The organism is Streptomyces sp. NRRL WC-3618 (genome assembly GCF_001280005.1).
In the GTDB taxonomy this organism is placed as follows: Bacteria; Actinomycetota; Actinomycetes; order Streptomycetales; family Streptomycetaceae; genus Streptomyces.
This window is the reverse complement of the sequence record NZ_LGDW01000237.1, coordinates 1-14,175: the sequence shown is the minus strand read 5'-3', so window position 1 is coordinate 14,175 and position 14,175 is coordinate 1. Positions and strand designations below refer to the sequence as shown.

The window sequence follows — 14,175 nt, the reverse complement described above, 5'->3', positions numbered from 1 at the left end:
CGCTGTCCTGGCCGTCAGAGACGCGACCTAAGCTCGCGATCATGCCTGACATATCGCTGCCCCTGGTCGCCGCCCTCTGTCTCGCCGCGCTCGCGGCCGGCTGGATCGACGCCGTCGTGGGCGGCGGCGGCCTGCTGATGATGCCCGTACTGCTGCTGGGGCTGCCGGACACGTCGTCGGCGGCGCAGTACGCGCTCGGCACCAACAAGGCCATGGCGATCGTCGGCACCACGGGCGCGGCCGTGACGTACGCACGCAAGGCGCCGGTGGACGTACGCCTCGCGGTACGCATCGGACTGGCGGCGGTCGCCGGATCGACGGCCGGGGCGTTCGTCGCGGCCGGCATGAGCACGGACACCCTGAAGCCGGTCATCATGGTCGTCCTGCTCGGCGTCGGCGCCTTCGTGATCTTCCGGCCCGCCTTCGGTACGGCCCCGGCGACCACCCCGGTCTCCGCGCGCCGCGTCCTCGCCGCGATCGGACTCGCCGGCCTCGGCATCGGCTTCTACGACGGTCTCATCGGCCCCGGCACGGGCACGTTCCTCGTCCTCGCGCTCACCGCGCTGCTCCACCTCGACCTGGTGACCGCGTCGGCCACCGCCAAGATCGTCAACTGCTGCACCAACGCGGGCGCCCTCGCGATCTTCGCCTGGCAGGGCACGGTGTACTGGCAACTGGGCGCGCTGCTGGCCGCGTTCAACCTGGTCGGCGGGATGGTGGGGGCGCATACGGCGCTGAAGAAGGGGAGCGGGTTCGTGCGGGTGGTGCTGCTGGTGGTGGTGTTCACGCTGGTGGCGAATCTGGCGTACCAGCAGTGGCTGGCGTAGCGGCGCTCGGCGGGCGCGGGGTGCCGCCGGTGAGGTGGGCGAAGACGACGACGTTGCCGGTGTATCCCGTACGGGGTGAGTAGGGGCCGCCGCAGGTGATGACCCGCAGCTCGGGGCGGGACGCGGCGCCGTACACCTTCTCGTCCGGGAAGTGGTCCTTGGCGTAGACCTCGACGGCGTCGACGGTGAAGCGAGCGGTGCTTCCGTCGACGCGCTCGACCTCGATCGCGCCGCCCTTCTCCACGGCGCCGAGGCGGTAGAAGACCGAGGGACCGTCGGCGTTGTCGACGTGCCCGGCGACGATCGCGGTGCCCGTCTCCCCGGGTACCGTGCCGGCCTCGTACCAGCCGGCGAGGTCCTCGCGCTCGGCGGGCGGTACCTCCAGGCTGCCGGTGGCGGTGAGGCCGAGGCCCATCAGCGGGGCGTTCACACCGATGGCGGGGATGCGGATCCGGAGGGGCGGGGAGGGCGGGAGCGCGGGGGACTCCGGTACGGCCGGCCGGGGGTCGGCGGGCCGCGTACGGGCCTGAGCGGCGGACGGCTGCGGCGGGGCGTGTGTCTCACGGCCGCCGCGCACCAGCCAGGCGCCTGAGCAGAGGGCGACGACGGTGACGACGGCTATGACGAGGTTGGTGAATCGACGCACTGTGACCCTCCCGGATGCCCGTGCCGGGGCACATCCCTGCGCCCGTGGCTGTGCCCTGGTCCCCTATTTCTCCCTGATGTTCTGCTGCCCTGGCCCCCCTCCGGGCCGCGAGGGGCCTCGGACCCGGAGGGAGGGGGACACGCGGTACCGCAGACGGACGGCGGAGGGTGTCCGTCAGATCCTGTCGCCTCTCGCCCGGCGATGCAGGAGCCAGGTACCGCCCGCGGCGGCGACGGCGAGAGCCGCCACGCCGGCCGCGGTCTGCACGGGGTCGGGACCGAGCGCGCCACCGACCCCCGTCTTCACACTCCCCCTGGGCTGTACGGGAACGGCCATGGGCATACGGGTGGAGGTGAGCGTGACGACAAGATCCCCACTGACCTCCCGTCCGCCCCCCTGCCGGTCACACCGGGCGACGATCTCGTACGTCCCCGGCTGCGCGCCCGGCGGCACCCGGAACTGCCCGACGGCGACCTCCTTGTGCGTACCGGGCGCGAGAACGAAGGCCCCGGCGCCCACCGCGCTGGCATCACCGGCGGCGGTACCGCCCGCTCCGCAGGCCGTCGTGTTGACGGTGACCTGAGTACCGGGGGTGACGGTCTTCGGGTACACCTCCAGGGCGCCACCGCTGCCGATGCCGCCGGTAGCGCCGTACGCGGGCGCGGCGACGACCGTCGCCGGTCCCACGAGGGCGACGGCGAGCGCTGTACCGGTCAGCAGACGGGAGGCGGTGCGTCGCATCGGCCTGGCTCCTCCGAGAGCTCGCGAACGGGGTGGTCTGCTTCCGAGGTAAGTGGCAGTGGCGCGGACGCGCTTCCTGAAGGGCCGTCAGAAATAGGGTGTTCGGCTGGCCCGGGACGGCCGGAAACGGTGCGCGCGTCGGCGTTTCGGCAGGTCATCGCCGTACTGGGGAAGTGTCGTGAAAGAGAACCGGATGGGCGCGGGCGGGGGGTGTGAACGGGTGACCCGGAGGGGGTGCGGACAGACGGCTTGACCTCAAGAAAACTTGAGGTACGAGGCTGTAGCGCATGCAGACACTGACTGAACCCGTTGAACCCGTTGAACCCGTTGAACCCGTTGAACCTGTCGAACCGTTCAAATCTCTCGAACCTGTACGTGTCACTGTCGTCGTCGGCAGTAACCGGGAAGGCCGCTTCGGCCCGGTCGTGGCCGCCTGGATCCTGAACCGGCTGGGGGCCCGCGACGACCTCGTGGCGGAGGTCGTGGACGTCGCGGAAACGGCGCTCCCGACGACGTTCGCGGCCGACGCGGCCACGAGGGCAGAACTGTCGGCGATCACCCCGAAACTGTCGGCCGCCGACGCGTTCATCGTCCTGACCCCCGAGTACAACCACTCCTACCCGGCCGCCCTCAAGAACCTCATCGACTGGCACTACACGGAGTGGCAGGCCAAACCGGTCGCCTTCGTCTCGTACGGCGGCCTCTCCGGAGGTCTTCGCGCGGTCGAACATCTCCGCCAGGTCTTCGCGGAACTCCACGCGACGACGGTCCGGGACACGGTGTCCTTCCACAACGCGGGCGCGTCCTTCGACGACGAGGGACAACTGAGGGACCCGTCGGGACCGGACGCGGCGGCGAAGACGATGCTGGACCAAGTGGTGTGGTGGGGACGGACGTTGAGGGAGGGGCGGGCGGCGCGGCCGTACGGGGGGTAGTGGCCGTTCGCCGTGCGAAGCGCACGCATCGGCGGGCCCCGGGATTCCGGGGCCCGCCCCGAGCTGTCCACCATCACCGAGGCTACGAACGGCACCTGCCCCCACGTCAGGCGCCAACTCCGGCCACAGGGCCACAACGAGCGCGCAACGGGTGGGCGGCGGCACCGCGACTCGACGCGGATCGTCCCTACCATCCGGTGTGGAGGGGGTACGGCTGCGTGCCCCCAGGTCAGGGGTACATCAGGGGGACACCGTGCCGTCAACCACTTCGTCGCCCAAACTCAGACGATCCGCCGCCGCCTTCGCTGTCTGCGCGGCCCTGGCCGCAACCTCTGGGTGCACGGTTCCCATTGACGCCGTCGCGGGCATCTCGGTGACCGACGACGGTCATCTGGTCGGCGTCATGATGGTCTGCGGACATCACATCGACGGCGCGACTCTCTACGTGGACAGCGATGACGTCGACAAGGAGGTGACGGTCGGTTCATGGACAGCAGCCCGCCCCCTGAAGGCAGGCCTCACCACCTGGACCCTGGACGCCCCGACCGCCGGCTGGACGGCGACCACACCTCTCAAACCGCTTACAGCCAAGACCAGTTACGACCTGTACGGCTGGACGAAGGACAGCTCGTGGTCGTCGGGCAACGTCTCCTTCACCCTGACGGACCGGGACCGGCTGGCACCGGGAACGGTCCGCTATCAGGGCTACGAATCTGCAGAGACCGTTTCGGTGGCGGAGTTCAGGGCGAGGGCGTGCGAGGACGATTGACGCGGGCGGTCGCCGATGACGCCGGTTCTGTCTTCGCGTGACCGTCCCTTCCGCGTCGAACGCGCCCTCACCGAACGCGCCCCCTCCTTCACGCGCCCCGGACAACCCCCTGCGGCAAGATGGCCCTCATGAGCATCGTAAAGATCAACGTCCTCACGGTCCCCGAAGAGCAGCGCGAGACGTTGGAGAAGCGGTTCGCGGCGCGGGCCGGTGCTGTTGAGGGGTCGGACGGATTCGAGTGGTTCGAGCTGCTTCGGCCTGTCGAGGGCACCGACACCTACCTGGTGTACACGCGGTGGCGCAGTGAGGAGGACTTCCAGGCCTGGATGGCGGGCCCGATGCAGTCCGCGCACCGTCCCGCGTCCCCCGGCGGGGAGCGGCCCAAGCCCGCTGCCTCCGCGTCGACGCTCTGGTCCTTCGAAGTGGTCCAGCAGACCGCCCCGAAGCAGGACTGAGCCCGTACCTCCGAAACTCCGGCGCGCCGAGCCGCGGTTGCCGTACTCGGCGCGCCGTGACGGACGGTCGGGTCAGGGCTTCCGCCCCAGCCCCCCGTGCTGACCGATGGCCGGCGCCGCCACCCCGGACGCGCTCGGCTCCGGCCTCCACAGCGGTACCGAGACCACCCCGGGCGTCACCAGTTCGAGCCCCTCGAAGTACGCCTCGATCTGGTCCACCGGCCGCAGGAAATACGGCACCGCGCCCGTCTCGTTGTAGGCGTCCTGCGCCTGCTCGTAGGCGGGGTCCGTGCCCCGGGAGCCCTCGTTCAGGGAGAGGTAGCTGCCCGACGGGAGGCCCGCCAGCAGGTCGCGGACGATGCCGCGCGCCGTGTCGTGGTCCGCCACATGGCCCAGGATGCCGCTCAGGATCAGGGCCGTCGGGCGGGTGAGGTCCAGCGTCTTCGCCGCCGCCGCCAGGATGCGGTCCGTGTCGTACAGCTCGGCGTCGACGTAGTCCGTCGCGCCCTCGGGGGTCGACGTCAGGAGCGCTCGGGCGTGGGTCAGGACCAGCGGGTCGTGGTCCACGTACACGATGCGCGCGTCGGGGGCGACCGACTGGGCCACCTCGTGGGTGTTGTCCACCGTCGGCAGGCCCGTGCCGACGTCCAGGAACTGGCGGATGCCCGCCTCTCCGGCCAGGTGGCGGATCGTACGGCCCAGGAACGCGCGGCTGCTGCGCGCGATCGTGACGATGCCGGGGAAGACGGCCGTGTAGGCGTCGCCGGCGGCCTCGTCCACGGGGTAGTTGTCCTTGCCGCCCAGCCAGTAGTTCCAGATGCGGGCCGAGTGCGGTACCGAGGTATCGATTCTCTGTGCGGGCTCGGACATGCTGGCATCGTCTCCTCGGTCGCAGCGGACGCGTTTGTGCAAGGTTCAACTTAACGCCCAAGGCCAACGATACGTGTCCCGCTATGCGCAGTCAGCAGACAAACCGGTGGCCACCCCGCGAACTTCCCGGGATGGCCACCAACCGCACACCTTCTGATCAACTTCCCGGCTCAGCCCTCCGGCTCGGCCCTCCAGCTCGGCTCTCCGGCTCAGCTCTCTCGGCCCTTCGCTGAGCCCACTTGCTCAGCCCACCGACACCGCACTCCACGCGGCCGCCACAGCCGCGTACTCCGTGCTGCTCGCCCCGTACAGGTCACGCGCCGCGTTCAGCGTGGCCGTGCGCGCGCCCGCGTAGTTCGTCGACGACGTCATGTACGTGGTCAGCGCCTTGTACCAGACCGCGCCGAGCTTGGCCCGGCCGATGCCGGTGACCGTGGAGCCGTTGCACGTGGGGGAGCTGTAGCTGACGCCGTTCAGTGTCTTGGCGCCGCTGCCCTCCGCCAGCAGGTACGCGAAGTGGTTCGCGACGCCCGAGGAGTAGTGGACGTCGAGGTTCCCCACGGCCGAACTCCAGCAGTTGGCCGACTTGGTGTCCTTCGACGGCTGGTCCATGTAGCGGAGCGCCGTCTTGCCGAAGCCCGACCTGACGACCTTCTCGCCGATCAAGTAGTCCCCGGGGTCGGCGGAGTTGGCGGCGTTGAACTCCACCAGCGTCCCGAAGATGTCCGACGTCGCCTCGTTGAGGCCGCCCGACTCGCCCGTGTACGCCAGTTTGGCCGTCGACGACGTCACACCGTGCGTCATCTCGTGCCCGGCCACGTCCAGCGAGACCAGCGGGCCGAAGATCGACCCGTCACCGTCGCCGTACGTCATGCAGAAGCAAGTGTCGTCCCAGAACGCGTTGTTGTAGTTCTTGCCGTAGTGCACGCGGTTGTACGAGCCGACCCCGTTGCCCTTGATCCCGTTGCGCCCGAACGTGTCCTTGTAGTAGTCCCAGGTCTCGTCGGTGCCGTACTGCGCGTCCACCGCCGCCGAGGCCCGGTCCGCCGTCGCGCCCGTGCCCCAGTGGTTGTCGGTGTCCGTGAAGAGCGTGGCGGGGGCGCGGACGATGCAGATGCCGAAGACGCACAGGTCGGTGCCGTTCTCGGCGTCGCCCGTATACGTGTTGCCGCGCGTCGGGTCCTTCAGCTGGTACGCCGATCCGGACGCCGTCGTCTGCAACGGAACCGTGCCGCCGTAAAGGGACTTGCCGTCGCCCGTCGCCGTCTCGATGCTGTCCCAGGCGTCGATCTGGGCGCCGGTCCGGGCGTCGGTCACCACGGTACGGGCGACCGGGTTGCCGACCGAGTCCAGCGCCGCCGTGTTCGTCTGCCAGGCGAGCTTCGGGGCGCCGTGCAGGGCGTCAACCACCAGCAGGGGCTTGGTAGTTACCTTCTTCAGCGCCTCGCCGACGTTCGCTGCGCGCAGCGCCGACGCCGCCAGGTCGGCGGCCTTCGGGGCGGACACCGACGGGCTGATCGTGGACAGGGATATCAAGCGGGTCGTGGCGCGGCTCGCGCTGCGGTAGGTGCCGTTCGGTGCCAGGTGAACGACGAAGTCGCCGCCCAGTACCGGGAGTTGGCGGTACGTGCGGTCGTAACGGACGTGCTGGCTGCCGTCCTTGTCGATGACGACGTCCCGAACTGTGGTGCCCTGTGCCGAGGTCAGGCCCAGGTGAGCGGCCTGGTCCACGAGTGCCGTGACGGCGTTCTTGACCGCCGTGGCCCTGGTCGGCCGGTCGGCCGCGTCGGCGGTGGGGGAGAGCGCGGCGGCCAGCAGGGCGGCGGTGGTTGCTGCTACGCCGGCCGCGGCAAGACGAGAAGTCATCGGTCTCCTTGGGGTGAAGACGGCAAGGATCGCTCAGGTCGCTCAGGTTTACGGGTTCATGACATGGCGTGTCCATAGCGCAGGCATGTTCACCTCGACTTGTGGCGAGAATCGTTTCCCCATCGACACGAGTCATCAGCGTGAGTCATCGACACCAGTCATCCCGCGAAGCCCGACCCGTCGGCCTGCCCCCCAGCCCGCCCCTGCCCTGGCCCCCACTGGCCACCTCATGAATGAGAGACCCACAGTGAGACTCCCGTTCTTCGTCTACGGCACCCTCCGCCCCGGCGAGATCAACCACGACCGGTATCTGCGTGGCCGAATCCGGTCCGAGGAGCCGGCGCGGCTCGCGGACGCAGTGCTGTACGACGGGCCCGGATACCCGTACGCCGTAGTGGAACCCGACGGGGTCGTGCACGGCGAGCTGGTCACCGCGCTGCCGGAGGTGTACGACGAACTGCTCCCCGCACTCGACGAGTTGGAGGAGTGCGTCCCGGGCGACCCGCGCGGCCGGTATGAGCGGGTGGCGCGTCAGGTGACCCTCGATGCCGACGGGACCGCCGTACTCGCCTGGGTGTACATCGCCGGGCCTGCCGTCGCCGCCCGACTGCGGGCGCACGGCGGGCTCATCGACGGCGGGGACTGGCGCGCGCGCCGCTGACTGCCGGTGTGGATCCTGTGAATTTCCTGTGCGGTGTCAACACGATGACGTTGTCATGTTCCTCACAGAGGCAACATCCTGTAAAGCGTTAGCTTTCAAATGAATCTGGTGATGATTGGGCCATGAGTGACCGGAAAGCAGCTCCCCCCACCGGTTCCCGACGGCCTTTATGCGGCACCAGGGTTCAATTACCCGCGTTTTCCGACCTGGTGAGCCTTGTCCGAGCCCCCGCCGCGCTCAGTGTCCCCGGTGACATCCTGGCGGGCGCGACTGCGGCGGGCCGACCCCTCGGCCCCCGGACCGCCGGTGCGATGGCTTCCTCAGTCTGCCTCTACTGGGCCGGCATGGCCCTCAACGACTACGCCGACGCCGCCATCGACTCGGTCGAGAGACCCGCCCGTCCCGTGCCCTCCGGCCGGATACCGCGCCGGACCGCGCTGGCCGTCGCCACCGGTCTGACCGGCGTCGGCCTGGGCCTCGCCGCGCTGTCGGGCGGCCGGCGCGGACTCGGTGTGGCCCTGCCGCTGACGGCGCTCATATGGGCGTACGACCTGAAGTTGAAGTCGACTCCGGCCGGTCCGGCGGCGATGGCGGGCGCGCGTGCGCTCGACGTGCTGGCGGGTGCGGTCGCGGGCGGCGGCAACCCCCCGTGGCACGGGCCCGGAGGGGGCGGCGGGGCCGGCGCGCTCTCTCGCGGTGCGGCGCCCGCCCTCCTCGTCGGGGTGCACACCTATACGCTCACCGCCCTCAGCCGCCACGAGATCTCCGGCGCGCCCGCGCGGCTGCCCGCCACGACGCTGGCCGTGTCGTCGGCCACGGCGCTGTCGACGGTGCTGCCCACCCTGCTCCCCGCCGGGCTGTCGTCCAGACGTCCCCTGCCCCGCGACGCCGTCGCCCGAACTGCCGTCGCCTCAGCCGGAGTTATCGCCTACCTGGGGACGTACGGCCGGGCCCAGATGCGTGCCGTACGCGATCCACGCGCGAGTTCCGTACGGCGTGCGGTGGGGGCGGGCATCCTCGCCATGGTCCCCCTCCAGGCGGCGCTCACGGCGCGTGCGGGAGCGCCCGGCGCCGCCGCGCTCCTGGGTGCTCTGCACCCGGTGGGCCAGCGCCTCGCGAGGCGGGTGTCCCCGACATGACCCATGCCACTCATCAGGTCAAGAGCTGTGTGACGAAGGGTGGCGGGCCATGGGCCTGAGGTTCGGCTACGGCACCAACGGGTTCTCCCACCACCGCCTCTCCGACGTCCTCGGCATCCTCGCCGACCTGGGCTACGACGGCGTCGCCCTCACCCTCGACCACAACCACCTCGACCCCTTCGCCGACGACCTGCCCCGCCAAGTCGCCCGCGTGAGCGAGCAGTTGGCACGACTCGGGCTGACCGTCACGGTCGAGACCGGGGCGCCCTACTTCCTCGACCCCTGGCGCAAGCACCAGCCGACGCTGATGAGCGGCGAACCGGAACACCGAGTCGACCTGCTGCGGCGCGCCGTACGCGTCGCCGCCGAACTCGGTTCTCCCACCGTCCAGTGGTGCAGCGGACCGGCTCCGGACGACGTGCCGGAGGCGGAGGCCTGGCGGCGGCTGGCCGCGGGCATCGGGGCGGCGCTGGAGACGGCGGAGGCGTACGGGGTCGCGCTGGCCTTCGAACCCGAGCCGCACATGTTCGTCGACACCGTCGCGAAGTGTCTGAGGCTGCGCGAACTCCTCGGCGGCCACGAGCTGTTGGGTGTCACCCTGGACATCGGACACGCCCACTGCGTGGAGGCGCCGTCACTGCTCGACTGCGTTGCCCTGGCCGCGCCGCACCTCCTGAACGTCCAGATCGAGGACATGGTCCGCGGTGTCCACCGGCATCTGGAGTTCGGCGCGGGGGAGATCGACTTCCCACCGGTGCTCGCGGCACTGACCGACCTCGGACATCGAGGCCTGGTGTCCGTCGAGATCCAGGGCGGCGCCCTGGACGCCCCCGACATCGCCCGCAGCTCCCTGGAATTCCTGCGCAGAGCCGAGGCGCGGAGCCTGCTCTCCTCCTGACCCGTAATTTCCCCCACATCCCGTCATGTGCTCGCGAGTATTTCGCGACCCGTTTTTGCCGGCAATTCCCGCTCTCCCGGCTCCCTTTTCTTCTCCCACCTCCCCTCAGGGAACCCCTATGCCGCCTTCCGACCGTGCCACCCTTCCCACTCCCCTTCCCCTCACCCCCGAAGCCCGCGCCTGGCTCGACACCGCGCTGGCAAAGATCGCCGCTGACCCCGCCACCATCCGCACCCTCTTCCCCGCCGTGCGCCGCCACTGCGGTCGCGCCCCGCTGCCCGACGGCCGGACCGTCGACGAGGCCGCCCGCGCCCTGCTCCTGGCCGCGCTGCCCCTGCGCGACCAGCCCCTCGTCGACGAGGTGTCAGCGCTGCACCGCTACGGCGACCCCGCCGAACAGCGGGCCGTGCTGCGGGCGTTGCCCCAGATCGACCTGGGCGGGACCGGCCGGTTCCTGGACCTCGTACGACAGACCCTGCGCGGCAACGACATCACCCTGATCGAGGCCGCCCTCGGCCCGTACGCGGCGGCCCACCTCCCGGCGGACGAATACCGCCAGGCCGTTCTGAAATGCGTCTTCTGCGAGATCCCGCTCGCCCACGTCGCCGGACTCGACGACCGGGCGGACGCCGAACTCGTCCGCATGCTCAGCGACTTCGCCCGCGAGCGGACGGCCGCCGGACGCCCCGTCCCCGAGGACATCGCCCCTCTCGTGAACCGTGTGCGCCCCTTCACCACCACCCCCGGAGCCGAGTGACATGCGCATCTTCGACCCTCACATCCACATGACCTCCCGCACCACCGACGACTACGAGGCGATGTACGCGGCCGGGGTACGGGCAGTCGTCGAGCCCGCCTTCTGGCTCGGGCAGCCGCGCACCTCGCCCGACACCTTCTACGACTACTTCGACTCGCTGCTCGGCTGGGAGCCCTACCGGGCAGCCCAGTTCGGCATCCAGCACTTCTGCACGATCGCCCTCAACCCGAAGGAGGCGAACGACCCGCGCTGCCTCCCCGTCCTCGAGGAACTGTCCCGCTACCTCGCCAAGGACCGGGTCGTCGCCGTCGGTGAGATCGGCTACGACTCGATGACCAAGGAGGAGGACGAGGTTCTGGCCCGGCAGCTCCAACTCGCCGTGGAACACGGCCTGCCCGCCCTCGTCCACACCCCGCACCGCGACAAGGCCGTCGGGACCAGGCGGACCCTGGACGTCGTACGGGAGTCGGGCATCGCCCCCGAACTCGTCGTCCTGGACCACCTGAACGAGCTGACGGTCAGCATGGTCCTCGACAGCGGCTGCTGGGCCGGCTTCTCCGTCTACCCGAAGACGAAGATGAGCGAGGACCGCATGGTCCGCATCCTCCGGGAGCACGGCCTCGACCGCGTCCTCGTCAACTCGGCGGCGGACTGGGGTAGTTCGGACCCACTGAAGACCCGCAAGACCGGTGACGCGATGCTCGCCGACGGCTTCACGGACGACGACGTCGACCGCGTCCTGTGGCGCAACCCGGTCACCTTCTACGGCCAGAGCGGACGCCTCGACCTGGATGAGCCGAAGTCCGACGAGACCTCGTCGTTCGAGGGCAACTCCATCCGGCGCGGGGGAGAGTGACCAGCCTGTGCGCTTCCGCCACCCCGACGGCACCCCCGTCCACCTCGCGTACTGCAGCAACGTCCACCAGGCCGAGGACCTCGCGGGGGTCATCGCCCAGCTCGCCGCGCACGCCGAGCCCGTACGCAAACGGCTCGGCGTCGGCCGGCTCGGCATCGGCCTCTGGCTGGCCCGCACCGCCGTCACCGAACTCGCCGCGGACAAAGGGGCGTTGACGACCCTCAAGGCCGAACTCGCGGCGCGGGGCCTGGAGACCGTCACCCTCAACGCCTTCCCCTACGAGGGCTTCCACCGCGAGGTCGTCAAGAAGGACGTCTACCTTCCCGACTGGGCCGACCCGGCCCGCCTCGCCTACACCCTCGACTGCGCCCGCGTCCTCGCCGCCCTCCTCCCCGACGACGTCCGACGCGGCAGCGTCTCCACGCTCCCGCTCGGCTGGCGCACCCCATGGCCGGCCGAGCGAGCAGACACGGCCCGCCGAGCCCTCGATCAACTGGCGGCGGGAATCGGCGAGTTGGAGTCGGACACCGGCCGACGCATCCGGGTCGGCTTCGAGCCGGAACCGGGGTGCGTCGTGGAGACCACCACTCAGGCGGTACGGGAGTTCGCCGACGTGGACCGCGACCGCCTCGGCGTCTGCCTGGACGCCTGCCATCTCGCCGTCCAGTTCGAGGAACCCGGAGAGGCCCTCGGGCGGCTCGCCGACGCCGGGCTGCCCATCGTCAAGCTGCAGGCGTCCTGCGCGGTCGAGGCCCCCGACCCGACCGACCCGCGAGCCCGCGCCGCCCTGCGTGAACTGGCCGAACGCCGGTTCCTGCACCAGACCCGAACGGTCGAGGCGGGCACAGTGGTCGGCGTCGACGACCTGCCGGACGCCCTGGACGGCGACGCGCTTCCGGCGGCCTCCGGCAGCCCCTGGCGCACGCACTTCCACGCTCCGCTGCACGCCCAGCCCGAACCGCCCCTGCGGACCACCGCCGACCAGCTCACCAGCGTCCTCGCCGGACTTCTCGGCGGCCCGAGCGCCGTCTGTGACCACATCGAGGTCGAGACCTACACCTGGTCCGTCCTGCCCCGCCCACCCGCCGACCTCGCCGACGGTATCGCCGCCGAACTCGCCTGGGCCCGCGACCGGTTGACCGGCCTCGGCCTCAAAGAGGACCACTCATGACCGGCATCGAGGAACCACTCATGACCGAAACACCGAACACCAACCGACTCGTCGTCCTGGACATCGTCGGCCTCACCCCCACCCTCCTGCGCCACATGCCCGCCGTGGCCGCCCTCGGCGACCGAGGGTTCAAGGCCCGCCTGGGCACCACGCTCCCCGCCGTCACCTGCACCGCCCAGTCCACCTTCCTCACCGGCGAACTCCCCTCCACACACGGCGCGGTGGCCAACGGCTGGTACTTCCGCGACCTCGGTGAGGTATTCCTCTGGCGGCAGCACAACGCACTCGTCGGCGGCGAGAAGATCTGGGACACGGCCCGAAAGCACGCGCCCGGCTACACCGTCGCCAACATCTGCTGGTGGTACGCCATGGGGGCCGACGTCGACTGGACGGTGACCCCGCGCCCGATCTACTACTCCGACGGCCGCAAGGAACCCGACTTCTACACCTCGCCGCCCTCCCTGCACGACGAACTCACCGAACGGCTGGGCCCTTTCCCCCTGTTCACCTATTGGGGCCCGAACGCCGGCATGCCCTCCACCCAGTGGATCCTGGGCGCCGCCCGCCAGATCTTCGACGAACACAACCCCGATCTGACCTTGGTCTACATCCCGCAGATGGACTACGAACCCCAGCGCTCCGGCCCGGAGTCAGAGGCGTCCGTCCGCGCGGCCCGCGAACTCGACGACACCTTGCGCCCGTTGATCGCCCACTTCCTCGACGCCGGCGCCACGGTGGTGGCGCTGAGCGAGTACGGCATCACCCCGGTCTCCCGCCCCGTGGACATCAACCGGACCCTGCGCCAGGCCGGGTTGCTGGAGGTGTACACCCAGGACGGCATGGAGTACCTCGACCCGTGGACGTCCCGCGCCTTCGCCGTCGCCGACCATCAGGTGGCGCACGTCTACGTACGGAACCCGGACGACGTACGCGAAGTCGCCAAGATCCTCGGTGAACTCGACGGTGTGGACCAGGTGTTGGGCCCCGTCGGCAAGGCGGAGCAGGGGCTGGACCACGAGCGCTCGGGAGAGCTGGTCGTGGTGGCGGACGCCGACGCCTGGTTCACGTACTACTACTGGCTCGACGACGACCGGGCCCCCGACTTCGCCCGCCAGGTCGAAATCCACCGCAAGCCCGGCTACGACCCCGCCGAACTCCTGTGGGACGACACCGACTCGATGGTGAAACTCCGCGCGGCCGGTCAAGTCGCCCGCAAGAAGCTCGGGTTCCGCTACCGCCTGCAGACGGTCCCGCTGGACCCCTCGGCCGTCCGCGGCAGCCACGGCCGCCTCCCGAGCGACCCGGCCCACGGCCCCGTACTGCTGTGTTCCGCACCGGAACACAGCAGCGAGGCCATCACCGCCACGGACGTCAAGGGCCTGCTCCTGAAACTCGCCGGCCTCCCCACGACCCCACCCCCGGACCACGTCTGACCCGCGACCACGCCACAGCCGCCTGCCGCGCACGGGACGCCCCGCGCGCGGCAGGGACACCGCTGATCCCGTGAGTGACCACGGGGCCGTACACCAGCCGCCCGGCCCCCTGCCCCAGCCCACCGGCCACACGGACCGCCCGGCTTCCCCC

Annotated in this window: 15 protein-coding genes; 11 read left to right on the top strand and 4 right to left on the bottom strand. The window is 70.5% G+C overall.

Translation table 11 applies throughout. The features are described from left to right. The first annotated feature begins 41 nt into the window (after positions 1–41). Positions 42–827, top strand: a complete 786-nt coding sequence (locus ADL01_RS21135) for a sulfite exporter TauE/SafE family protein (RefSeq protein WP_053743594.1) — start codon at positions 42–44, stop codon at positions 825–827. Here the strand turns inward: ADL01_RS21135 and ADL01_RS21130 are convergent. Together ADL01_RS21130 and ADL01_RS21125 are read right to left on the bottom strand one after the other, a co-directional pair. Continuing rightward, positions 784–1,473, bottom strand: coding sequence for a class F sortase (locus ADL01_RS21130; RefSeq protein ID WP_078960668.1), 690 nt, complete (start codon positions 1,471–1,473; stop codon positions 784–786). The two genes, ADL01_RS21135 and ADL01_RS21130, sit on opposite strands and share 44 nt — an antisense overlap. A 174-nt stretch (positions 1,474–1,647) precedes the next feature. Next, on the bottom strand, positions 1,648–2,214 hold the full coding sequence (locus ADL01_RS21125) for a hypothetical protein (RefSeq protein ID WP_053743593.1): 567 nt from the start codon (positions 2,212–2,214) through the stop codon (positions 1,648–1,650). A gap of 287 nt (positions 2,215–2,501) precedes the next feature. Between ADL01_RS21125 and ADL01_RS21120 the strand changes: the two genes are divergently transcribed. From ADL01_RS21120 to ADL01_RS21110, 3 genes are all read left to right on the top strand, one after another. Next, entirely contained in the window at positions 2,502–3,149 is a 648-nt protein-coding gene (locus ADL01_RS21120) for an NAD(P)H-dependent oxidoreductase (protein WP_078960667.1), read from the top strand. 253 nt (positions 3,150–3,402) lie between these two features. Beyond that, positions 3,403–3,918 carry a hypothetical protein gene (locus ADL01_RS21115; protein WP_234354736.1) on the top strand — a complete coding sequence of 172 codons (516 nt, stop codon included), beginning with the start codon at positions 3,403–3,405 and terminating at the stop codon, positions 3,916–3,918. 128 nt (positions 3,919–4,046) lie between these two features. Continuing rightward, positions 4,047–4,373 carry an antibiotic biosynthesis monooxygenase family protein gene (locus ADL01_RS21110; protein WP_053743639.1) on the top strand — a complete coding sequence of 109 codons (327 nt, stop codon included), beginning with the start codon at positions 4,047–4,049 and terminating at the stop codon, positions 4,371–4,373. Positions 4,374–4,445: 72 nt separating this feature from the next. Here the strand turns inward: ADL01_RS21110 and ADL01_RS21105 are convergent, their stop codons facing one another. Beyond that, complete coding sequence (locus ADL01_RS21105; protein ID WP_053743591.1) at positions 4,446–5,243, bottom strand: SAM-dependent methyltransferase; 798 nt, start codon at positions 5,241–5,243, stop codon at positions 4,446–4,448. 243 nt (positions 5,244–5,486) lie between these two features. Continuing rightward, entirely contained in the window at positions 5,487–7,109 is a 1,623-nt protein-coding gene (locus ADL01_RS21100; protein WP_053743590.1) for a M4 family metallopeptidase, read from the bottom strand. Between the two features lie 247 nt (positions 7,110–7,356). Between ADL01_RS21100 and ADL01_RS21095 the strand changes: the two genes are divergently transcribed. From ADL01_RS21095 to ADL01_RS21065, 7 genes are all read left to right on the top strand, one after another. Beyond that, positions 7,357–7,770 (top strand): gamma-glutamylcyclotransferase family protein, encoded by a 414-nt coding sequence (locus tag ADL01_RS21095; protein WP_053743589.1) that lies wholly within the window; start codon positions 7,357–7,359, stop codon positions 7,768–7,770. A gap of 209 nt (positions 7,771–7,979) precedes the next feature. Then, entirely contained in the window at positions 7,980–8,909 is a 930-nt protein-coding gene (locus tag ADL01_RS21090) for an SCO3242 family prenyltransferase (RefSeq protein ID WP_053743588.1), read from the top strand. A gap of 49 nt (positions 8,910–8,958) precedes the next feature. Continuing rightward, positions 8,959–9,807: a sugar phosphate isomerase/epimerase family protein gene (locus ADL01_RS21085; protein WP_053743587.1), complete on the top strand. Its 849-nt coding sequence runs from the start codon at positions 8,959–8,961 to the stop codon at positions 9,805–9,807. Between the two features lie 118 nt (positions 9,808–9,925). Then, on the top strand, positions 9,926–10,564 hold the full coding sequence (locus ADL01_RS21080; protein ID WP_053743586.1) for an EboA domain-containing protein: 639 nt from the start codon (positions 9,926–9,928) through the stop codon (positions 10,562–10,564). Between the two features lies 1 nt (position 10,565). Further along, on the top strand, positions 10,566–11,420 hold the full coding sequence (locus tag ADL01_RS21075) for a TatD family hydrolase (protein ID WP_053743585.1): 855 nt from the start codon (positions 10,566–10,568) through the stop codon (positions 11,418–11,420). Positions 11,421–11,427: 7 nt separating this feature from the next. Then, a complete protein-coding gene (gene eboE, locus ADL01_RS21070; protein ID WP_053743584.1) occupies positions 11,428–12,591 on the top strand; it encodes a metabolite traffic protein EboE in 1,164 nt (387 codons plus the stop codon). Between the two features lie 20 nt (positions 12,592–12,611). Further along, positions 12,612–14,024 carry an alkaline phosphatase family protein gene (locus tag ADL01_RS21065; protein WP_053743638.1) on the top strand — a complete coding sequence of 471 codons (1,413 nt, stop codon included), beginning with the start codon at positions 12,612–12,614 and terminating at the stop codon, positions 14,022–14,024. Positions 14,025–14,175: the final 151 nt, after the last annotated feature.

Coding starts and splice junctions, on each gene's coding strand:
- ADL01_RS21135 (WP_053743594.1), top strand. CDS start 42: ATGCCTGACATATCGCTGCCCCTGGTCGCCGCCCTCTGTCTCGCCGCG.
- ADL01_RS21110 (WP_053743639.1), top strand. CDS start 4,047: ATGAGCATCGTAAAGATCAACGTCCTCACGGTCCCCGAAGAGCAGCGC.
- ADL01_RS21125 (WP_053743593.1), bottom strand. CDS start 2,214: ATGCGACGCACCGCCTCCCGTCTGCTGACCGGTACAGCGCTCGCCGTC.
- ADL01_RS21075 (WP_053743585.1), top strand. CDS start 10,566: ATGCGCATCTTCGACCCTCACATCCACATGACCTCCCGCACCACCGAC.
- ADL01_RS21105 (WP_053743591.1), bottom strand. CDS start 5,243: ATGTCCGAGCCCGCACAGAGAATCGATACCTCGGTACCGCACTCGGCC.
- ADL01_RS21085 (WP_053743587.1), top strand. CDS start 8,959: ATGGGCCTGAGGTTCGGCTACGGCACCAACGGGTTCTCCCACCACCGC.
- ADL01_RS21120 (WP_078960667.1), top strand. CDS start 2,502: ATGCAGACACTGACTGAACCCGTTGAACCCGTTGAACCCGTTGAACCC.
- ADL01_RS21065 (WP_053743638.1), top strand. CDS start 12,612: ATGACCGAAACACCGAACACCAACCGACTCGTCGTCCTGGACATCGTC.
- ADL01_RS21100 (WP_053743590.1), bottom strand. CDS start 7,109: ATGACTTCTCGTCTTGCCGCGGCCGGCGTAGCAGCAACCACCGCCGCC.
- ADL01_RS21080 (WP_053743586.1), top strand. CDS start 9,926: ATGCCGCCTTCCGACCGTGCCACCCTTCCCACTCCCCTTCCCCTCACC.